The organism is Paenibacillus sp. Aloe-11, assembly GCF_000245715.1.
GTDB lineage: Bacteria > Bacillota > Bacilli > Paenibacillales > Paenibacillaceae > Paenibacillus > Paenibacillus kribbensis.
On the sequence record NZ_JH601050.1, the window covers coordinates 510,250 to 531,420 of the forward strand.

Annotated in this window: 20 protein-coding genes and 2 tRNA genes; 19 read left to right on the top strand and 3 right to left on the bottom strand. The window is 42.7% G+C overall.

What is annotated here, in order from left to right:
- The first annotated feature begins 22 nt into the window (after nucleotides 1–22).
- From mutM to WG8_RS08445, 4 genes are all read left to right on the top strand, one after another.
- Nucleotides 23–853 (top strand): DNA-formamidopyrimidine glycosylase, encoded by an 831-nt coding sequence (mutM, locus tag WG8_RS08430; RefSeq protein ID WP_007429706.1) that lies wholly within the window; start codon nucleotides 23–25, stop codon nucleotides 851–853.
- Nucleotides 854–963: 110 nt separating this feature from the next.
- A complete protein-coding gene (locus WG8_RS08435) occupies nucleotides 964–1,689 on the top strand; it encodes an MntP/YtaF family protein (RefSeq protein ID WP_007429707.1) in 726 nt (241 codons plus the stop codon).
- 11 nt (nucleotides 1,690–1,700) lie between these two features.
- Nucleotides 1,701–2,297: a dephospho-CoA kinase gene (gene coaE / locus WG8_RS08440; RefSeq protein ID WP_007429708.1), complete on the top strand. Its 597-nt coding sequence runs from the start codon at nucleotides 1,701–1,703 to the stop codon at nucleotides 2,295–2,297.
- Nucleotides 2,294–2,857 (top strand): lytic transglycosylase domain-containing protein, encoded by a 564-nt coding sequence (locus WG8_RS08445; protein WP_007429709.1) that lies wholly within the window; start codon nucleotides 2,294–2,296, stop codon nucleotides 2,855–2,857. Before coaE ends, WG8_RS08445 begins: the two co-directional genes overlap by 4 nt.
- Nucleotides 2,858–2,973: 116 nt before the next feature.
- Here WG8_RS08445 and WG8_RS08450 read toward each other — a convergent pair whose 3' ends face one another.
- The gene (locus tag WG8_RS08450) at nucleotides 2,974–3,198 is read right to left on the bottom strand and encodes an alpha/beta-type small acid-soluble spore protein (protein WP_007429710.1); all 225 of its coding nucleotides are present in this window, start codon (nucleotides 3,196–3,198) and stop codon (nucleotides 2,974–2,976) included.
- Between the two features lie 105 nt (nucleotides 3,199–3,303).
- Here WG8_RS08450 and nrdR point away from each other — a divergent pair, with 105 nt between their 5' ends.
- The 14 genes from nrdR (at nucleotide 3,304) to WG8_RS08520 (ending at nucleotide 18,342) form a co-directional block, all read left to right on the top strand.
- Nucleotides 3,304–3,771 (top strand): transcriptional regulator NrdR, encoded by a 468-nt coding sequence (gene nrdR, locus WG8_RS08455; protein WP_007429711.1) that lies wholly within the window; start codon nucleotides 3,304–3,306, stop codon nucleotides 3,769–3,771.
- A 123-nt stretch (nucleotides 3,772–3,894) separates the two neighbouring features.
- Nucleotides 3,895–3,970, top strand: a tRNA-Ala gene (locus WG8_RS08460).
- 13 nt (nucleotides 3,971–3,983) lie between these two features.
- Nucleotides 3,984–4,056, top strand: a tRNA-Lys gene (locus WG8_RS08465).
- Nucleotides 4,057–4,336: 280 nt separating this feature from the next.
- On the top strand, nucleotides 4,337–4,651 hold the full coding sequence (rhaM, locus tag WG8_RS08470) for an L-rhamnose mutarotase (protein WP_007429712.1): 315 nt from the start codon (nucleotides 4,337–4,339) through the stop codon (nucleotides 4,649–4,651).
- A gap of 5 nt (nucleotides 4,652–4,656) precedes the next feature.
- Nucleotides 4,657–6,417: a sensor histidine kinase gene (locus tag WG8_RS08475; RefSeq protein ID WP_043890885.1), complete on the top strand. Its 1,761-nt coding sequence runs from the start codon at nucleotides 4,657–4,659 to the stop codon at nucleotides 6,415–6,417.
- Nucleotide 6,418: 1 nt separating this feature from the next.
- Nucleotides 6,419–7,972, top strand: coding sequence for a response regulator (locus WG8_RS08480; RefSeq protein ID WP_007429714.1), 1,554 nt, complete (start codon nucleotides 6,419–6,421; stop codon nucleotides 7,970–7,972).
- 35 nt (nucleotides 7,973–8,007) lie between these two features.
- A complete protein-coding gene (locus WG8_RS08485; protein ID WP_007429715.1) occupies nucleotides 8,008–9,297 on the top strand; it encodes an ABC transporter substrate-binding protein in 1,290 nt (429 codons plus the stop codon).
- A 244-nt stretch (nucleotides 9,298–9,541) separates the two neighbouring features.
- A complete protein-coding gene (bglB, locus tag WG8_RS08490) occupies nucleotides 9,542–10,642 on the top strand; it encodes a beta-galactosidase BglB (RefSeq protein WP_007429716.1) in 1,101 nt (366 codons plus the stop codon).
- 63 nt (nucleotides 10,643–10,705) lie between these two features.
- Nucleotides 10,706–12,247, top strand: coding sequence for an MFS transporter (locus WG8_RS08495; protein WP_007429717.1), 1,542 nt, complete (start codon nucleotides 10,706–10,708; stop codon nucleotides 12,245–12,247).
- Between the two features lie 93 nt (nucleotides 12,248–12,340).
- Nucleotides 12,341–13,174, top strand: coding sequence for a sugar phosphate isomerase/epimerase family protein (locus WG8_RS08500; protein ID WP_007429718.1), 834 nt, complete (start codon nucleotides 12,341–12,343; stop codon nucleotides 13,172–13,174).
- 319 nt (nucleotides 13,175–13,493) lie between these two features.
- Complete coding sequence (locus WG8_RS08505) at nucleotides 13,494–15,149, top strand: helix-turn-helix domain-containing protein (protein ID WP_007429719.1); 1,656 nt, start codon at nucleotides 13,494–13,496, stop codon at nucleotides 15,147–15,149.
- A gap of 171 nt (nucleotides 15,150–15,320) precedes the next feature.
- Nucleotides 15,321–16,265 (top strand): iron-hydroxamate ABC transporter substrate-binding protein, encoded by a 945-nt coding sequence (locus WG8_RS08510; protein ID WP_007429720.1) that lies wholly within the window; start codon nucleotides 15,321–15,323, stop codon nucleotides 16,263–16,265.
- Nucleotides 16,266–16,330: 65 nt separating this feature from the next.
- Nucleotides 16,331–17,338 carry a FecCD family ABC transporter permease gene (locus WG8_RS08515; RefSeq protein WP_007429721.1) on the top strand — a complete coding sequence of 336 codons (1,008 nt, stop codon included), beginning with the start codon at nucleotides 16,331–16,333 and terminating at the stop codon, nucleotides 17,336–17,338.
- Nucleotides 17,335–18,342 carry a FecCD family ABC transporter permease gene (locus tag WG8_RS08520; protein WP_007429722.1) on the top strand — a complete coding sequence of 336 codons (1,008 nt, stop codon included), beginning with the start codon at nucleotides 17,335–17,337 and terminating at the stop codon, nucleotides 18,340–18,342. Before WG8_RS08515 ends, WG8_RS08520 begins: the two co-directional genes overlap by 4 nt.
- Nucleotides 18,343–18,513: 171 nt before the next feature.
- Here WG8_RS08520 and WG8_RS08525 read toward each other — a convergent pair whose 3' ends face one another.
- Together WG8_RS08525 and WG8_RS08530 are read right to left on the bottom strand one after the other, a co-directional pair.
- The gene (locus WG8_RS08525; RefSeq protein ID WP_007429723.1) at nucleotides 18,514–19,170 is read right to left on the bottom strand and encodes a GNAT family N-acetyltransferase; all 657 of its coding nucleotides are present in this window, start codon (nucleotides 19,168–19,170) and stop codon (nucleotides 18,514–18,516) included.
- 30 nt (nucleotides 19,171–19,200) lie between these two features.
- Nucleotides 19,201–19,965: a helix-turn-helix domain-containing protein gene (locus WG8_RS08530; RefSeq protein WP_007429724.1), complete on the bottom strand. Its 765-nt coding sequence runs from the start codon at nucleotides 19,963–19,965 to the stop codon at nucleotides 19,201–19,203.
- 203 nt (nucleotides 19,966–20,168) lie between these two features.
- On the opposite strand from WG8_RS08530, the gene WG8_RS08535 reads away from it, so the two are divergent.
- Entirely contained in the window at nucleotides 20,169–21,047 is an 879-nt protein-coding gene (locus WG8_RS08535; protein WP_007429725.1) for a radical SAM/SPASM domain-containing protein, read from the top strand.
- Nucleotides 21,048–21,171: the final 124 nt, after the last annotated feature.

A 21,171-nucleotide genomic window follows, 5' to 3' on the forward strand; every position in this document is an offset into this window, starting at 1 on the left:
TATAGGGTGAGGTGAAAATATCATGCCGGAATTACCGGAAGTAGAAACCATTAAACGAACACTTAACGAGCTTATCGTTGATAAATATATAGATCATGTGACCGTAAATTTGCCGCGCATCATTCAAAAGCCCGATGATATCCATACTTTTGCGATGGAATTGGCCGGCCACCGGATTACGGGCGTAGAGAGACGCGGGAAGTTTCTGCGGATTTTGCTGGACGGGCTGGTGCTGGTCTCCCATCTTAGAATGGAAGGGCGCTATGGGCTTTATTCACAGGATGATCCTGTGGAAAAGCATACCCATGTCATCTTTCATTTTAAAGATGGTACGGAGCTGCGTTATCAGGATGTGCGCCAGTTTGGTACGATGCACTTATTTCCAGCAGGACAGGATTTGCTGGAAAAGCCGCTGAACAAGCTCGGCTTGGAGCCGATGGACGAGTCCTTTACACCGGAAATGCTGCGTGACGCTGTCGGAACTCGTTCGACTTCGATCAAGGCCGCGCTGTTAAATCAGTCATATGTTGTAGGTATCGGGAATATTTATGTAGATGAATCGTTGTTTAAGGCGGGCATTCATCCGGCACAGCCGGCAAAAAGCCTGACTGATAGTCAATTTCATGTTCTGCATGAAGCTATTGTCTCCACACTGGGCGCGTCGATTCAGGTTGGAGGCTCATCCATCAAATCGTTCGTTAACGGACAGGGTAAAACGGGCGGCTTTCAGCATCAGCTGCAAATTTACGGACGTAATGCAAAGCCGTGTGTAAACTGTGGTACATTGATCGAAAAATCTGTCGTGGCCGGACGTGGCACGCATCATTGCCCGGTCTGCCAGCCTCTGCGTTAAGCAGGTACAGTCACACCAAGCCCATCCTTCTCATATATTGTTCCAAGTACCAATACTGCGAAGGGCTTCGGGTGTTGTAAGGCCCTTCCTTCGCATGGGAGGGAATTGGAGTGCCTAATCATTGGGGGGCCCTGCTGTTACTGGCATTTGCACTAAGTTTGGACAGTTTTGGAGTCGGTGTTACATATGGTCTGCGCAAGATGAAAATTCCACTGTTGTCGATTGCCATCATTTCTGTATGTTCAGGTCTGGTGATTGGCCTATCGATGCAGCTCGGCGCATTACTATCCCGTGTCCTGTCTCCTGTATATACGACTGTTCTCGGTGCTGTTATTCTGATCTGTATCGGCTGCTATTCTTTGATTCAAGCCCTGCATCGCAAAGAGGATTTGACGGACGATCCTGTGAGCGGATCTGTTCTGGACCAGAATAAAAATGTAGAGGGTACGGAAACAGCCGAAGCTCCTTCGGAAACTTTAGAGATACAGCAGGAACGAACCGTATTTTCTCTGGAGTTCCGCAAATGGGGCCTTGTTATTCGTATTCTTCGAAGTCCGTCTGCGGCAGATACGGACCGTTCCGGCAGTATATCTGCCATGGAAGCGGTTTGGCTAGGCATCGCCTTATCGGTCGATGCGTTTGGAGCAGGGTTAGGGGCAGCCATGCTGGGTTTCCAACCCCTATCTACAGCGATGGCTATTACATTATTCAGCGGGACGTTTTTGATCGTAGGAATGAAGGCAGGCTTCTTCCTGTCGGCATTCCGATTTATGAAGGCGCTGGGTGTGTTACCCGCATTGTTACTGATTATGATGGGCATATTGAAGCTGTTATGAGGTGAAAGAGCATGAATATCGGATTAACCGGGGGGATTGCTACCGGAAAAAGCACCGTGTCGGCTCTTTTGGTCGCCAAGGGTGCGCTGCTGATCGACGCAGATGCCATTGCCCGGGAAGTCATGCTTCCGGGGCATCCGGTGCTGGCGGCGGTCATACAGCATTTTGGACAAGCTGTTATGAACAGCGACGGAACTCTGCATCGCAAAAAGCTGGGCGAGATTGTATTTGCAGACCCTGTTCAGCGACAGGCGCTTAATGATATTACTCATCCTGCGATACGTGAGGAGATGCGTTTGCGTATGGTAGCTTATGAACGGGAGCAGTCGGACAAGCTTGTGTTGGCGGATATCCCGTTATTGTACGAGTCCGGGCTAGAGAGCTTGTACGAGGAAATTATGGTTGTGTATGTACCGCGTGAAGTCCAGCTCCAGCGTCTGATGCTTAGAGATGGACTGACAGAGGAACAAGCCGGACTTCGATTGTCTGCGCAAATGGATATCGAACAAAAAAGAAGGTTGGCCGATATCGTCATTGATAACAGTGGAACACTGGCTGAAACAGAACGGCAAATTGAGCTATTTTGGCAGCGAAAGGGACTTGCATGAACATACTGCGTAAAAAAAGAGTCCTGCTCGCTTTGTTTGTCGGTTTTGTTTTGATTCTGTTTTTCAGTTCCAATTGGATGTCGTGGTTTTATCCGATTCAGTATAAGGATGAAATTCGGCAGTATTCGCAGACGTATCAAGTAGACCCTTTCTTGGTGGCGTCTATTATCCGTGTCGAAACGAATTTCAAAACCAGTAAGCAGTCAAACAAAGGCGCATTGGGGCTTATGCAGATTATGCCTGATACCGCCAATTGGATTATGGACAGTGCTCAGGTTCAGAAGGTGCCGCTCGACAACGTAAAGCATGAGCCGGGGACCAACATTGAGCTCGGAACCTGGTATTTGCATAATCTGTCTACTAAATTTCAAGATAATCCGGTAGCGGTCGTAGCTGCTTACAATGCAGGACCAGGAAAAGTTCAAGAGTGGCTGAACAAGGGAGTGTGGGATGGAAAGGAAGAGTCCATTAAACAAATTCCCTTTGGTGAGACACGGCATTATGTGCAGCGAGTCATTTACTATTACAGGCAATATACAAAAATTTATAATGAGTTTTGAGTGACAAGTGAATGACAATATGGGCCTTTTGCCTTTAAAATGAAAAAAGCGCAGGACAGGCTGTACTTCACAGCCTATCCGTACACTTTTTGGTAACATCTACATTGATACCGAGATTATTGGTATTGACCTGCCAATTGTTGTTCGGCGATCGTTACGAGGCGTTTTGTGATATAGCCCCCGAGCGAACCGTTCTCATAGGAAGTCATGTTACCTTGGTATCCATCTTGAGGAATGCTGATACCCAGCTCTTGAGCGATTTCATATTTCATTTGCTCCAGAGCGCCGGAGGCTTTGTTGACTACCAGGTTGTTGGAGTTGCCAGAGTTTCCTTGTGCCATTGTTGTTCACCTCCTCGCGACGTGGTAAACATATTATGATCTGTTTCGACAAAATTATTACTGTAAAGTAACGGGAATTTACTGGAAAAAGGAAGTGATGATATTATGAAATGTCCGTATTGTGCTTACAATGGGACGAAGGTGTTGGATTCGCGGCCTGCGAATGATAACAAGTCCATTCGCCGCCGTCGTGAATGTGAGCAGTGTGCCAGGCGTTTTACCACCTTTGAAATGGTGGAGGAGACCCCTTTGATGGTTATCAAAAAGGATGGAAGCCGTGAAGAGTTCAGTCGTGATAAAATGCTGCGCGGTCTTATCCGTGCCTGTGAGAAGCGTCCTGTATCGGTCGAGCAACTGGATTTAATCGTGTCCCAGGTGGAAAATGCCATCCGCAACACGGCCGCCACCGAGGTGGACAGCCAGCAGATTGGTGAGCTTGTCATGGAACAGCTCTACCCTGTGGATGAAGTCGCTTACGTACGCTTTGCGTCCGTCTATCGACAGTTCAAAGACATTAACATGTTTATGAAGGAACTGAAAACACTGTTATCCAAAGATACAGCCAGCGACTGATCGCTGCCTGTATCTTGGGTAATGGTGGGAGATGATTATAATTTTTTTATAAAAGTATTGACAAAGGGTACAATATTTTATATGATATAGAAGTCGCTTGAAACGTTTTTAATTACAAAAAATGGGGCCTTAGCTCAGCTGGGAGAGCGCATCGCTGGCAGCGATGAGGTCAGGGGTTCGATCCCCCTAGGCTCCACCAATATTTTGATTATGGACTCTTAGCTCAGTTGGTAGAGCAGTTGACTCTTAATCAATTGGTCCAGGGTTCGAGTCCCTGAGAGTCCATCCTTTAGAAAAACGGCAGAAATGCCGTTTTTTTGTTGTTCTCAATATTAACATTAGTAACAAAATGAGTCTTAGGCCAACTATTGATCCATATTTATGATCCACTTATTTGTTTATTATTGATTTCAATGAAAAGATGTGAAAAACAATATTTTAGTGAATTGCGTCATAGGGCATCTATCGTATTCTAGTGTAATTTAGATAAATAAGAAAGATAAACAAATTCATCCTAAAATACTGCAAAAGACAAAATTGTTTTTAAAGTCTGGAGTGTTGAAAAGTGATTAGAAAAGCGAGTATTATGCATGTTTTTCCTGATTATTATGAAGAGTACAAGCGCCGCCATGACAAACTTTGGCCGGAAATGGCTGAAGTGCTAAAAAGGCACGGTGCGCACAACTATTCCATATTTCTTGATGAAGAAACGGGGAGCTTATTTGCTTTCTTGGAAATTGAAGATGAAGAAAAATGGGAACAAATTGCTCAAACCGATATTTGCCAAAAATGGTGGGCCTATATGGAGCCTTTAATGGAGACAAACCCTGATAACAGTCCTGTGTCAAGAAATTTAAAGGAAGTATTTTATTTGGAATAACAAATATGAAGAAGATATGGTTTTACTTTGCGAATATTTATATACATTCAAAGCTAAACGTAAAGCTTTTCTTAACGATTACATTGATTATGATGACAACGCTAGTATTTGTATTAGGGGGGCTTCAATATGCTTTTTCCCTCTATGATGAACAAATCTATGCAAAATCCGCACAAGTGCTGATGATGTCGTCCAACAACGTAGAAGAGAAGCTTGAAAGAGTAGAAGAAGTCAGTTATAACATAGCAGTCGACCCGTATATTCAAAAAATTTTATTAGATCTTCAAGGAAATGTAAAAGGCTATGATTTCTATCGTCTTGAACAGAAAATTGGAGATGAATTGGAAAAATATATAGATCCGGCAAATTACGTTCATTCTATTTATCTGTATGATTCAGCAGGAAGGGAGTTTTTAGCCGGGGATAGCAGCAAACCAATAAAGAATAAAGATAAGGAGCTTGCACTTAGTCAGGCGGATAAGTATGAGGGTAAAAACCATTGGATGGAGCTGGAAGGGAGCAATGGGGATTTAATTTCTGTTCGCCTTATCCAGTCTTATGGGAACTTAAACTTTGAAACCATCGGCAAACTGCTTATTCGTGTTCATTTAGACAAGATTGTAAGCGGTTTACCAAAGCCTCACGGAGAAATAGCAGGAAATATTGTGATTACAAAAGAGGATGAGATTTTTTATTCGGAAAAAGAAATAGATAATTTAAAAGAATATCATTTCAATGCAAAAGATGATCAGGGCTATAGTATCGAATACATTCATGGGGAAAGAAGCTTTGTCAGCCATATTACAACTGATTTTAAAGACTGGACATACTGGAGCATCATTCCATTTGACATGATGTTTTCCAAGATTACTGCTGCAAAATATACCTTGGTGCTGGTTTTTATGTTAATGTTCGTTTTTCTTATTTCCCTTGGTTTTAAATTTTTAAGAAAGTTTACAAATCCCATTCAAGAATTAGCATCTACCATGCAGGAAGTCCAAAAGGGGAACTTTCACGCCGTAAATCAATTAAATCCCTCTATGATTCATGAAGACGAGATAGGGATTCTTTATCGGAATTTTATAACCATGATCCAAAGAATTGATGAGTTGATCCAGGAGAACTTTTCCAAGCAGCTGCTGATCAAGGAAACTGAATTTAAAGCATTGCAGGCTCAAATCAACCCGCACTTTTTATACAATACACTGGAGTCCGTTAATTGGTTGGCTAAAACAAATAAACAGAAGCAAATTTCAAGCATGGTGGAAGCCCTGGGTCATCTCATGAGATACTCCACCAATTTTAACCGGGATATTATTACGCTTAAGGAAGAACTTGATATTTTGAATAGCTATTTAACCATCCAAAAATACCGGTTTGACGACCGGATTGATGTTCAAATAGACTTCCCCTGCCATGTTGCAAAATATAAGATTCCAAAATTAATATTGCAGCCCCTTCTGGAGAATTCGTTCAAGCATGCAGTTGAGCCTTCCGTCTATTTGTCAATTATTAAATTGCATGTTTATCAGGAAGAGGACAAGCTATTTATTCGGATTGAAGATAACGGGCCTGGCATAGATCCCCTAATCCTTCAAAAAGTAAAAGAAGGAAAAGTAAATCCTAATGGTACTGGAATAGGATTGAACAATATCGATGATCGGATCAAGCTTTATGCTGGCGAACAGTATGGTTTAAGAATTGAAAATCTTTCGGGAAAAGGGACCGCAATTACGGTAGTTTTACCTGTTCAAACGGGGGGATAGAATGTCATATAAAGTGTTATTGGTAGATGACGAACGGATTATTGTCGAAGGTATTTCCAATGTGGTCGATTGGGCAGCATTGGATACGGAGCTTGTAGCAACGGCGAGAAACGGGATCGATGCGTATGAGAAAATTGTTGAACTACAACCTGATATTGTGATCAGTGATATCAAAATGCCTGGTATGGACGGACTTAGTCTTGTTTCAAAGGCGCATCAGCAATATCCTTCTATAAAATTTATCCTGCTGTCCGGATACGGTGAGTTTGAATACGCGAGAACCGCCATGCACTATGATGTTAAAAATTATTTGTTAAAGCCATGCAATGAGGATAAAATCACAGCTGCGCTTAACGATACCGTTAATGAACTAAACGAAGAAAAGGTTCAGGAAACCTTTATTAGCGAGCTCCAGGAAAAATATCAAAATGCTCAGCCCTATATCAAATCACATCTGTTAACCGAATTCTTAACTAGTAAAAGCTACTTGGACAATGATTTGTCATTCTATGAGCAGCTTTTTGATTTTGAAATAAATAATCAGCAGGTCAGAATCGTTCTTTTTATGATGGAAGGTTATTTTTCTTATGAGCATTTGTTTGCCATTAAAAATATTGGAGCTGAGATCCTTGACTCCGTCTTGGTAACAACCAATATTGGTGAATATGCACTGTTTCTGATCGAGGATGATCATGACTCGGAAAAACTACATCAAAGAATTATACAAATAAGAGAAACCATTCATCAATATTTCAAAAGAGATACAACGGTTGCCATAAGTGAAGGAAACTATTTCCGAAACGCCAGGAACTTGTACCGTGAGGCCATGGAGTGTTTGGAACATCGCTTTTATTTGGGGGAAGGAAGCATTATAACGAGAAAAGATATTTTACCGGCAAATACAGCCGTCCCCCATGATTTTATGATCGATGAGCAGCAACTTGTTCTAAAAATCAAATCCGGGCATATTCAGGATGTATGCAACGGAATTACCAGTATTTTTGAAAAAATGACGGATTTACGGCTGGGGATTGACTTGACAAAATCCTATTGTATACAGCTCTATATGGCAATTGTACAGACGGTAGATACAGACCGCATGCAGGATTACCTCATGGGAACATCTGCACTGTTAGAGATGGAAACGGTCCAGCAGATGAAAGATTATATCGAAGCAACAGCCCAAAAAATGACCAATGAGTACTATAATCGTTTCAAGTCAAAGCAGTCTTCCTTAATTAGCAGAGTAATAGAAATTTTAGTCGAGAATCTGGGCAATCCTGATCTATCGCTAAAAATGGTAGCTAATGACATTCTATATATGAATCCAGATTATCTGGGAAAACTGTTCAAACAGGAGACTGGCCAGAGATTCTCAACCTGTCTTACCAAATTAAGAATTGAAAAGGCAGTGGAGTACATTTCAACAATGGACGATGTGAAGGTGGGAACGTTGGCCAAAATCATCGGTTTTGGTGACAACCCCCAATACTTTAGTCAGGTTTTCAAAAAATATACTGGTTATACACCATCTGAATACCGGAAAGGTACATGAATCCATAAGCTCACTCGTAAAAGGGAGGTCAAAGCTTGAAAAAGTTTGGCTTGGTATTATTAGCTTTTATAATGCTCCTTTCAGTCGCTGCTTGCGATTTAAACGATAAAGGCAATCATGAAGAAGAAAGTGAAAAAGTGACCCTGCGCGTGGCCTGGTGGGGTGACCAATCCAGACATGACTATACCTTAAAAGTGATTCAAATGTATGAGAAAGAAAATCCAAATGTAAAAATTGTAGAGGAATATGCCAACTGGGATGATTATTGGAAGAGGCTTGCTCCCATGGCTGCCGCTAGCCAATTGCCAGATGTAATTCAAATGGATAGAGCCTACCTGTTTCAATATGGTGAAAAAGGCCGACTGGATGATTTAACTCCGTATCTAAAAAATGGGATGATTGACACTCGCTCCATTGATGAAAACGCCATTTCGGGTGGAAGGATTGCAGGTAAATTATATGGCTTCACCCTTGGATCGAATGTTCTTTCTGTGATTACAAATGATAATCTGTTAAAAGAAGCCGGTATTAAAATTGAAGATGAAAACTGGACTTGGGATGACTTCGAAAAAGAAGCCATCAAGGTCAAAAATGCTACAGACGTGTATGGTACAAATGGAATGTACCCTGCCGATGTATTTTTCCCTTACTATTTAAGAACACAAGGCTCGCGTCTTTATAATGAAAACGGTACAGGCCTTGCCTATACAGACGATCAATTATTTGTTGATTACTTTAAAAGGCAGCTGAGGCTAGTTGATGCAAAGGCATTCCCGACTCCAGACGTTCGAGCGCATATAGCAGGAATTAATGATGAACTTATCGTAGCAGGAAAGGCAGCAATGAGTTGGAACTGGTCCAATCAATACTCAGGATTTGCCGAATCGGCTAAATCACCCTTATCCATCAAACTGCCTCCTGAGTACGCGAACGAAACGGCTTTATTTTTAAGGCCGAGTATGTTCTTTTCAATCCCTAAGAGTTCAAAACAAAAGGAACAAGCGGCCAAGTTCATTAATTTCTTTGTAAATAATATGGAAGCCAATAAGTTGATCAAAGGTGATCGAGGTGTCCCGGTATCTTCAAAGGTGATCAAAGGAATCAAGCCCGAATTAACCGAAGCTGAAACCAAAATCTTTGATTATGTTGAAAAAGCGTCTCAAAATGTACGCACCACAGATCCGATTGAACCACTAGGCAACGCGGAAATAATGAAAGCGCTTGATAATTTATCCGAACAGATTTTATTTAAGAAAATGACGCCGGAAGATGGAGCAAGGTCCTTTAGAAAACAAGCTGAAACGATTTTAGGCAAAAATAAGTAATCCAAACACCTTCAAGAGAACTCCTCCGTATCGTCAGCTATGGAGATAATCTTGGAGGTGTTTTTGCGTTGGCAATCAGCGTGAGTTATCCCGTGGATATAACAATGGATTGAAACAAGTATGTTTTTTAAACGTAATCCACTGTTTTTTTTATGGTTTCAAGAAAGCACTTTCAATACAATAACAGTATAAGTGTAAGCGGTGACAAATCAAGAGAAAGAGATCATTATTTGGAGGGATTGCTGTGTTGGAGGTAAAAGCTTTCGAAAAGAAAGAGGTCATGGATCGTATTCATTTATTAATGAATAATCTCACAGAAATCAAAGACCAAAGCGGTGAATTTTTACTCCATTTTGACGGGTTAATTGTGGATGATAAAAGCTGGAATGTTTGGAACTGGCCTCAGGGTGTGGGGTTGTATGGGATATATAAATATTGGAAATTAACTAATGACCAAAAAGCTTTGGACATTGTTAATGAATGGTTCAATGCAAGAATCCAAGAAGGCGCACCGCCGAAAAACGTCAATACGATGGCGCCGCTATTAACATTGGCATTTTTATATGAGGATACCGGAAACCAGACATACTTGCCCTATCTGGAGGATTGGGCTGAATGGGTAATGTATGATATGCCTCGTACCCAAGAAGATGGGTTACAGCATATGACCTATGGACCAGAGAATAAAAATCAGCTTTGGGACGATACCTTGATGATGACCGTGCTGCCTTTGGCGAAAATCGGTAAGCTGCTCAACAAACCTGAATACCTGGAAGAAGCCAAAAAGCAGTTTCTAATCCATATCAAATATTTAACGGACAAAAAGACAGGCTTATGGTTCCACGGCTGGACATTCGAAGAAAACCATAATTATGCCGAAGCGCTTTGGGCAAGAGGTAATTGCTGGATTACGATTGCGATTCCCGAGATTATTGAAATATTGGAATTGGAAAAGGGAGATTTTCTCCGTGAATTCCTGATTGATACATTGAACAGACAAATTGGAGCTCTTGCTGACTATCAGGATGTAAGCGGATTATGGCATACACTCATTAATGATCAGACCTCTTATTTGGAAGCCTCGGCTTCAGCTGGTTTTGCATATGGAATTTTAAAATCCGTTCATAAGCGGTATATCAGTCAGGACTATAAAGAAGTCGCCCACCGGGCTATTTGCGGAATTATCAATGAAATTAATAAAGTAGGAGCATTGCAAAACGTATCTGTAGGAACAGGTATGGGAGATACTTTGGAATTTTACAAGGAAATCAGAAAGACGACCATGCCTTATGGACAATCGCTGGCTGTGCTTTGCCTATCCGAATATCTTCATACGTATATCTGAGGATTTTGCAAAATACTGATCTAAATCTCCGGTTGCTAAATTCACAAAATGGAGGAGAATAAAGTGGTTAAACAACCCAAATTTATTAATTATTTGTCCTATGGGTTAGGTGATTTCTTAGGGGCAGGCGCGTTTGCATTGACAGCAGCATGGTTGCTTTTTTTCTTAACAACTTTTTGTGGCCTAACCGCCATTGAAGCAGGTTCTATTTTCGCTATTGCCCGGATTGTTGATGCGATTGCAGCACCAACGATGGGATATATTACAGATAATTTTCATAAAACAAAACTTGGCCGACGCTTTGGAAGACGAAAATTCTTTATATTAGCCGCCATTCCACTTGTACTTGTCTATACAGCCATTTGGGTTTCCGGTTTTTCTTACTGGTATTACTTAATAACCTATATTTTGTTTGAAATTGTGTACTCCATGATTTTAATTCCTTATGACACACTTGCCGCTGAAATGAGCAACGATTATAAAGTACGTTCGAAGTTTACAGGTGCAAGAATGTTTGTTGCTCAGGCTTCGGCTGTATTCGCTGCATTTATTCCTGGCCGTCTTGTGGAAGCATTGGGTAAGGATGATCCTCTTACATTCCTGTACTCGGGTATTATTTTTACTGTCATATTTATAGTGGTATTGTCACTGCTGTACAAAAATACATGGGAACGTCCTCTCGAAGAAATACCTGAAGAAAAAGTGATTGATAATAGAACTTTTTTACAAAACGTGCATAAGATCTATGCGGATTTATTCTCGACTTTACGAGTAAAAACATTCCGCCACCATCTGGGTATGTATTTGGGTGGATATTTAAGTCAGGATGTATTCAACGCCGTATTTACTTATTTTGTTGTGTTTGCTCTCCTGCAAAATGCTGTTGCCGCATCCAACTTATTAACCTTTATGTATGTTATGCAGCTTTTTGGCGTATGGATTGCTCTTACCCTAACGATTAAATTGAATCCTGCCCCGGCGTATAGAACAGCAATTTCTCTCTTTATCGCAGGAGTTGTCGGATTTATCATATTAAAGGTCACTGGAACGCTAAATAACACCATTTTATTGTTTGCTATGATTGGAATTTGCGGGTTGGGACGCGGTGGCTTGAACTATATTCCCTGGAACAACTACGCATTTATTCCAGACGTAGATGAAGCTTTAACGGGTCAAAGACGTGAAGGTGTGTTCGCCGGTGTAATGAGTTTGATCAGAAAAGGGACACAGGCGTTAGCAGTCTTTTTAGTAGGTGTTGCATTGCAAGAAGCAGGCTTTGTATCCGGGCAAGCATCACAACCGGCTTCAGCTGTAACAGCAATTATTTCGATCTTGCTGTTTGGTACGCTCTTCTTTTTGGTGGGAGGTTTGATCATCTCTTATCGGTATAAATTAACTAAAGAAAATCATGTCGTTTTGTTGGATGAAATTAAACGCTTGAAAAATGGCGGCTCTAAACAAGAGGTTACACCGGAAGCCCGACAAGTTTTTGAACAATTAACAGGTTGGGAATATGAAAAAACATGGGGAAATAACACGGTCGGGTATGAAAATCTTGTAAAATATAAAGATAATCATAAAACCAAACATGAAGCTATTGTATAAGTGTGAACATGGGTGAATTGAAATGATCAAGTCAATAAAGCCGTATCATATGGATTTCATGTGATGCGGCTTTATATCAAATGGAGGACGGTTATGAATGCAAATTTAGGAATTCGAGCACATGATATTGAAAACGTTCCTTTACAAGAAGCAGTGAATATCATATCAAGTAAAGAATTGACATCCGTTCAGCTAGCCGTAAGTAAATCGCTACATGATGTAAATACAAAACTAGGAAGTTTTAGCCCTGGCATTGCTCACTATATAAGTAGTATTTTTCGGAAAAAAGATGTGCAAATAGCGGTTTTAGGCTGCTACATCAACATGATCCATCCTGATCCAAGTCAAAGAAGAAAAGAATTGGATCGATTCAAGGAGCATATCCGGTTTGCCCGTGATTTTGGCTGCAGCATTGTTGGAACCGAGACGGGAAATGTAAACCCGGAGATTGTCTATACTGAAGAAAATTTTACTGAAAAGCCTTTTTTTGCTGTAGTGGAAAGTGTCAGAGAGCTTGTCGCAGAAGCAGAAAAGTTTGGTGTAATCGTGGGAATTGAGGGAGGAATTAATCATCCTATTCATACACCGGAGCGGATGAGAAGATTGCTGGACAGTGTTCCGTCTAATAATCTTCAGGTCATCTTTGACCCGGCTAACTTTATTTCCCTAAATAACTATCAAAACCAGGAAGCTGTTTTCCAAGAAGCATTTGATCTTTTTGGCGACAGAATCGTGATTATGCATGCAAAGGATTTAATTATTGAAAATCATGCGATAAAGTTCGTGCCTGTTGGAACAGGGATATTAAACTATCATTTTCTACTGAAATTGTTAAAAGATAAGAAACCTTATCTAAATATTCTATTAGAAGAAACCAAGGAACAGGATATCGACAAGAGCATTGCTTATATAAATGGGTTATATTAAGTTGAAAGCAGTTACATCAATATGTCCGCGGTCAGTGGCTATGTCGGTATCCCCTAGACTCCACCAAAATTTTGATTATGGACTTTTAGCCCATTTGGTCTATCTTTTTTGAAAAAACGGCAGAGATGCCGTTTTTTTTGTTATGTCTTCATGTTATTGAGTAAATGAAGAGATAGAAAAAAATACCCAGTCTAGGTTTGATCATTTATAGTATAGATATCGTTTTTATGCTAAATCATTAGCTTTTTTGCTTAATAAGATGCAGAGGAACGAAAAACGAAAAACGTTTCTCACTTTTATGATAATGGGGGCTTGGGTTGTGAACAACGCTGTTTCGGAGTGGGCAGAGTCCCATTTTCCTTTATATACTGCTGACAGCATTTATTCGCTGTACTGCACCTCGAATTTTCCGATGTACACTATTCATGAGAATGTAACCCTATTGATTGCAATTGCCAGCGGCAAGGGCACTCTTCAGGTCGATGATCAAACTTACGAACTTGTAGAAGGTAGTGTCATGCTGCTCCCGGCGCATAGCCATGCCGTTGTAATTACGAATCTCCTGCAACCCCTTCATGCTTATAAGCTTTCAATTCGTACACGAGAGCAGAGGACTACTCTTCCCGAAAGTGCAATGATACGTAAAAGCGAAGTGGTCTCCAATCCCAATATTCAGTTCTTTCCCTGTGAACCTGTAATAGTGACCCATGTGGAGGAACTGTATATCCATCGTTTTCCGGCTGGTGAAGCCCGCCATGTGCAGAACCAAATTATATTTCACCAAATCATTCTCCAACTGTTGGAGCGAATGGAAGCCAAGTATGCTGCTGATGAGCAGCCGTCCATGGAACGTAGCATTGCTTATTTGGAAAACCACTATAGCGAAAAAATAACGCGTGAGCAGTTAGCTGCGATTGCAGGCGTAAGCCGATCTCACTATTCGATCCAGTTTAAGCAGCTCACCGGCTTTTCTCCCAACGAATACTTGTCACGGCTGCGTGTTCACCGAGCCAAGGAGCTATTAATTAGCGGATCAGGCACGCTCAGGGAAATTGCCCTTAAGGTAGGGTACAAGGATGAATTTTATCTGAGCCGTCGTTTTAAGCAGCATACGGGAGCATCACCTTCAAGCTACAACCGCAGACCATTTCAGTGTGTGGCCGTATTGCTTACACCTTACGCCAGCCATCTCTTGTTGCTTGGTTTAGAGCCCGCTGTCACTATTTCGGAGAGCAGCGAATATGTGAAGACGAATGGTCTGGAGCCGCCACAAACGATGATGTTTATCAATACGAACTGTTCTGCTGAACAGGTGAACTCGGTATTGCTTGATACCAACATCGAGTTGATCATTGCGGCCAAACAGCATTTGCATGAATATGGGCTGAATCCTGAGCATTTGCGAGTTATAGCACCTATCGTGGAAATTTCATGGATGGAACTGGGATGGAAGGAGCATCTGCGTCGTATCGCTCATGCTGTTCAGAGGAGCGAGCAGGCGGAGCGGTGGTTGGCCTCTTTTGAGGAAGAGGAACGGGTAGCCCGTTCACTGGTGCAGCAAAGCACAATGGTTAATGAAATCATAACGATTGTGGTGATGAAGCCAGAGGGACTGTTCGTGTATGGAGCGCGGAATGTCGGATATGTAATCTATCAATCTCTAGGCCTAAAGCCCCCTGAATTGATCGGGCAGGAGATAAAGAGGCTGGGGGATCAATTCCATTCCGTTTCGATTGAAATATCAGAACTCGCAGATTATGCGGGGTCCCGATTATTAGTTGTCATATTTCCAGATGAAAAAGGTTCCACCGCACATACGGAAGTGATATTCAAGTCTCCTTATTGGAGCAGACTTCCCGCCGTACAAAGAAACTGTGTTCATCTGCTGGATCGGGATGAATGGGTGCCTTACAACCCGGTTTCTATTCGTTTGCAACTTCAACGCGCAGTAGATTTATTTACAAGTAACCAATAATCCAAGTCATTTTCCAAACAAAAAGCCATGGTTGGGTATATAGTTGACCCATATAATAGTTTATACCAATGAGAATGAATTTCATAATCAATCAAAGGATGCTAATAGCATCCTTTGCGCGATACGATTATTCATTAAAACCTAGCGTTTGGAAAGGGAGAGAGTCATCTTATGAAAAAGCTTTTTATTCCGCTGGTACTTGTTCTTGTGATTGTATTAAGTGCATGCAGCGGAAATCAAGCGAACAATGCCAACAATGGTAAAAGTTCGTCCCCTGCATCTTCTTCGGAAGCGAAATCTTCCACATTTACCTATCAATCCGAGAATGGGCCCGTAGAGGTTCCGGCTCATCCGCAGCGCGTTGTTGTGCTTACCCGATTTTTAACAGGTAATGTGATGGCACTTGGTGTCCCTCTGGTTGGCGTAGATGAAATGTCCAAAACGAATCCGAATTTTAAAGAAAAGCTAAAAGATGCCGAGGCTGTTACGGACGAAAGCCTGGAGAAGATCATCGAGCTGAATCCGGATCTTATTATTGGACTGTCAGATATTAAAAACATCGATAAACTCAAGCAAATTGCGCCTACTGTCACTTATACATATGGCAAAGTGGATTTCTTGACACAGCAACGGGAAATTGGAAAATTGTTAAACAAAGAAAAAGAAGCGCAAGCCTGGATTGATGATTTTGATGCTCGGGCCAAAAAAGCCGGAAAAGAAATCAAGGCGAAGATCGGAGCCAATGCAACAGTTTCGGTCATCGAGACGTTCAATAAGCAGCTCTATGTATATGGTGATAACTTTGGCCGCGGCACCGAAATTCTCTATCAGGAGTTTGGACTTCCTATGCCGAAAAAAGTGAAGGAAGCGACACAGAAAGAAGGTTATTTTGCTTTATCGACAGAGGTGATGAAAGATTACCTGGGTGATTACGTCATTTTCAGTAAAAACGCGGATGAGGACAATTCGTTCCAGAACACCGAAACGTATAGGAACATTCCAGCAGTCAAGAATCAACGTGTCTTTGAGGCCGATGCAAAGGCGTTCTACTTTAACGATCCGCTCAGCATGGAGTACCAGCTGAAATTTTTCATTCAACACTTTCTTGGTCAGTAGGATGTGGAGGAACTGGTTATCCAACAGTTCCTTCACATATTTCATTAAAGAAAAGATGAGAGTCCATGAAGAATAAACAACGTGCTTTTCCTTTTTCGTATAAGCTCCTTGGCAGCGCGTTGGCGCTCGTTTTGTGTTTCGTCATTTCCATGATATTCGGTGCAGCAGAAACGACACTACACGATCTATGGCTTGCACTGGCCTCCAGTGCCAAGGATGATAAAATTCTCATCCTGCGCGAGATTCGACTGCCCCGCGAGCTGGCGGCTATTTTGGTTGGGGCCGCGTTTGCCGTGTCTGGGGCCATCATGCAGGGGGTCACTCGCAATCCACTGGCCGATCCGGGCTTGCTGGGTCTGACTTCAGGTGCTAATATGGCGCTCGCGCTGGCTTTTGTATTCATCCCGGGGATAAACTACTTTGGCATCATGGTAGCTTGCTTTCTTGGCGCCGCACTGGGAGCGGGTTTGGTCATCTTACTGGGCTCGATGCGCCGAGGCAATTTGTCCCCGATCCGAATCGTGCTGGCGGGAGCGGCTGTTTCTGCGTTTCTGTATGCCATCTCGGATGGTGTCAGCATCGCTTTCAAAATTTCCAAGGATGTATCCATGTGGACTGCCGGGGGCTTGATCGGAACGACGTGGGGACAACTACAAGCCATTGCACCGGTGATCTTACTCGGAATTATAATAGCTCTGATGCTATCCAATCAGCTGAGTATTCTCAGCTTGAGCGATGAGGTAGCGACCGGATTGGGGCAAAATCTGGTGTGGATCAAAGGCATTCTGTTCGTCCTTGTCATTGTGATTACGGGTGCATCGGTCGCGCTTGTCGGAAACATGGCATTCGTAGGGCTGATGATCCCTCATATCGTCCGCAAAATGGTTGGCATTGATTATCGATATATCCTGCCTTTCTCGGCTTTTGCGGGAGCTGCATTTATGCTGCTTGCAGATACGCTGGGCCGCACGATTAATGCACCTTACGAGACACCTGTGGCAGCTATTGTGGCCATGCTGGGCCTGCCTTTTTTTCTGCTCGTCGTGCGTAGAGGAGGTAAAGCTCGCTTATGATTCTGTCCGCGCTCGTTCGAAAACAGCGTCTGATTCTGCTGGTCAGTTTAGGGCTAATTGTTCTTACCGCTATAGCCAGCATGGCTTGGGGATACTCGTCTTTGTCGCTTGATAGACTGATTCCTGTTTTGTTCGGTCAAGGTACGTTCAAGGAAGAATTTGTCCTGTTCTCTGTCCGATTGCCACGGATTTTTATTACGTTGCTGTCGGGCATGGCGCTTGCTTTGTCAGGCTCCATTCTGCAAAGTATCACCCGCAACGATTTGGCCGACCCGGGTCTAATCGGCATTAATTCCGGTGCGGGCGTAGCGATCGCGTGCTTCTTCCTGTATTTCCCGATCGACGCAGGATCGTTCGTGTATGCTTTGCCGCTTGTCGCCTTTATTGGGGCATTGGTAACAGCAGCTTTGATCTATGTCTTCTCGTATAGCCGAACGAGCGGGCTTGATCCCATCCGAATGGTGTTGGTCGGGGTTGGATTCTCCCTCGCGTTGTCGGGGATTATGATCGTCATTATCTCCTCGGCAGAACGCTCAAAGGTCGATTTTATCGCAAAATGGATTGCGGGCAATATTTGGGGGACGGACTGGCCATTCATTTGGGCTCTGCTTCCCTGGTTGATCCTGCTGATCCCGTTTACCCTGTACAAGTCTCAACGTCTCAATCTACTTGCTTTGAGCGAGGCGTCGGCGATTGGCGCCGGTGTGCAAATTGAACGTGAACGCCTCGTTCTCATTCTGACCGCAGTCGCTGCGGCTGCATCGGCGGTATCCGTCACAGGTGGTATTGCGTTTATCGGCCTAATGGCTCCGCACATTGCCAAGGCACTGGTCGGCCCGCGCAATCAGTTGTTCATTCCCGTCGCCGTTCTGCTCGGCGGATGGCTGCTGTTAGCGGCGGATACCGTTGGCCGCAATCTCGTCGATCCCGACGGTATTCCCGCGGGGATTATGGTATCATTAATCGGTGTGCCTTACTTCGCTTATTTGCTGCTTAGGAAGTAGCTCTGATGTGTAGCCAAGAATTCAAAGTGTTGCAATAACTGCGATTTCCGAGATAGGATACTTTATAACTATCAGGAGATTGCAGTTTTTTGTATTCTGTAAATTAAGCAAATAAGTATTGGGAGAGTTCAGTAATATTTTAAAAATTAGAGCGAGGTATTAATGTCTTTTTCAATGATGCTCTCTCCTCGAATGCAACTTCGTTCCGTTCCAACTCATCAGGTGCCATACCGGCTCCTTAAACCAAAAATGCCGCAAATAATTATATTTGGACTGTTCTATTTCAAACGCTAGTTTGTGATACAGATGGATAGCCCCTTGGTTCTTGTTCGCTACATGAAGCGTTAACACATGAAAGCCGGAATCAACCGTAAATTGCTGTGCAAAAGCTAGAAAACGTCGTCCTATTCCTTGATTGCGATGACTTGAGCGAATCGCCAAATGATCAATGTAACACTCATCTGCGGCAGGTTCATAATCCAGCGCATGCATACCTGTCAAAAATTTAAATACATTGAAGCAGCCAAACTGTTTTATGAGCGGAGTCAAGGAAATGGATTTTTTGGTTGCAGGGAGCGGAGAGGAGGGTGATTTCCATTTGAGGCAGAGGACACCGACCACTTCCACATTCTCTTTAACTACAAATTGCTTCATCGTTGAAGGATTAGGGGCTTGAAGCCAGACCTTCATGAGTAACTGCTGTATATCCTGATCCTCCAGTGCAACAAGAGCTTGAAATTTTGCCTTAAATGATTCCACTAAGAGCTTACATACAGCTTCATAATCTTGCTTTTGATAAGGAACAATGTCAATTGATTCTGGATTCATGTAACGGCCTCCCGGACTCCAAGAAGAAGTTTATTTTACTTTGACTTGTATCTCATATTGCAGCTTGCTGTTGTCAAACATGGAAAGATAGGATTTTTCTACTAAAATGATTTTGCTTAGGCATTCATATTGTTGCTCAGCCGCATAACGCTCCAGTTGTTGGATTTCATGCTCAATCACGTCGTCTTCAGTGACGGAAAAATGTTTATAAAGATAGCTGCCTTCTTCCAGAATATAGTCAGCCGTATCCGTCATTTCTGTCGTTTCATAACATAGCTTCACCTGTCCAGAATCAGATAGATAATGCAGATCATTTTCAAATAATTGAGGCGGGGCGGGTCGTTGTTCGAATAGACCCCTGGCAGTGAGCTCTTGATCATTTTCAAATGCAAACCACAGCTTTAAATGTCGAGTGCCTAATAGACCGATCTGATATTCATTGTCCTGCTGGGTGAGGTTATGATGTTCTTTTAGCACCTTGTGAATAAATTGTTCGAGCAGCTTCAAGCTAGCTATTTCATCCTGTACCCTCTGCAACGAATTTTCTAAAAGCTGGTTGTAATCATCGGCATCGTACGAAGTCAGGCATTCTTCAATCTGTCCGACAGGGATATTTAATTTACGCAGCAATAAAATATGGGATAGCTGATAAATTTCATGAAGTCCGTACATTCGATATTGATTTTTTTCTGTGTATGACGGATACAGGATACCCTTTTCTTCAAAATATCGCAGCTGATGTACAGATACATTCATAAGCTGTGAAAGCTGGCTAATCGTAATGTGTTCTTTCAATGACAGGACTCCTTACTGTGTAGTTGAATAACTTCACTATAAACCTTAGGTCAGACCTAAGGTCAACGGCAATTTGAGAACAGCAAAGTTACTGTTGAACGAGCATAAATGATTTACCTGTTCATGATAACCCGTTATAATCATAGGACTTGGATGAATGAGCATAACAAGATGTTCAGGATGAAGGCTAGAATGGGGAAATCATGTTGAAAAATTTTAAAAAGGTATACATTGAGATCACAAGCATCTGCAATCTTGCATGCAGCTTTTGCCCTCAGACACAGCGTGTCAAAAAATTTATTGATCCGGAAGTCTTTCGGAATGTGCTTGATCAGGTCAAGCCGCATACAGATTACATTTATCTGCATGTAAAAGGAGAGCCGCTGCTTCATCCGAAAATTGATCTTTTGTTGGAAAGCGCTCATGAGAAGGGCTTAAAGGTCAATATTACGACCAATGGTACTTTGCTGCCCAAGACCGGACATAAGCTGCTTGGGCAACCGGCGCTGCGGCAGATGAACTTTTCTCTTCACAGCTTTGACGGGCATGAAGGCTCCGTGGACCGGGAAGGATATCTGGGCCATATTTTCACGTTTGTCAGAGAAGCTGTGAAGCATAATGTCATTATTTCGTTCCGTCTCTGGAACCTGACGCCGGATAATTTGACCAATGTGGAGCGTCAGCGCAACCGGGCGACACTTGAGCAGCTGGAGCAGGAGTTTGGGCTGGATTACCGGATTGAGGAAAAGGTGATACCTGGGAGCGGGATTAAAATTGCCCCCAATATTTATTTGAATCAGGATCACGAATTTGAATGGCCTAGCCTGAGTGCCCCGGAGGATGATGGCAAAGGCTTTTGCCATGCGCTTCGCAGCCAGGCGGCGGTATTAGTGGATGGAACGGTTGTCCCATGCTGTCTTGATGGCGAAGGCGTTATTAATTTGGGTAATGTGCACGAGCAATCTTTTACCGATATTGTGGAAGGGGAGCGTGCAAACCGTTTGTATTACGGGTTCTCCAGGAGAGAAGCGGTGGAAGAGCTGTGCCGGAAGTGTGGATACCGTAAACGATTTGGGACCTAATGGACATTTGGCGAGTGCAGATTTCGAATCTCTGACAAATCGCTATCCCCGTTTTGAGCTTAGACCCATAGGAAAAAGCCGTTAAATACCAAGGAGTGATTGGTGTTTAGCGGTTTTTTTTGAA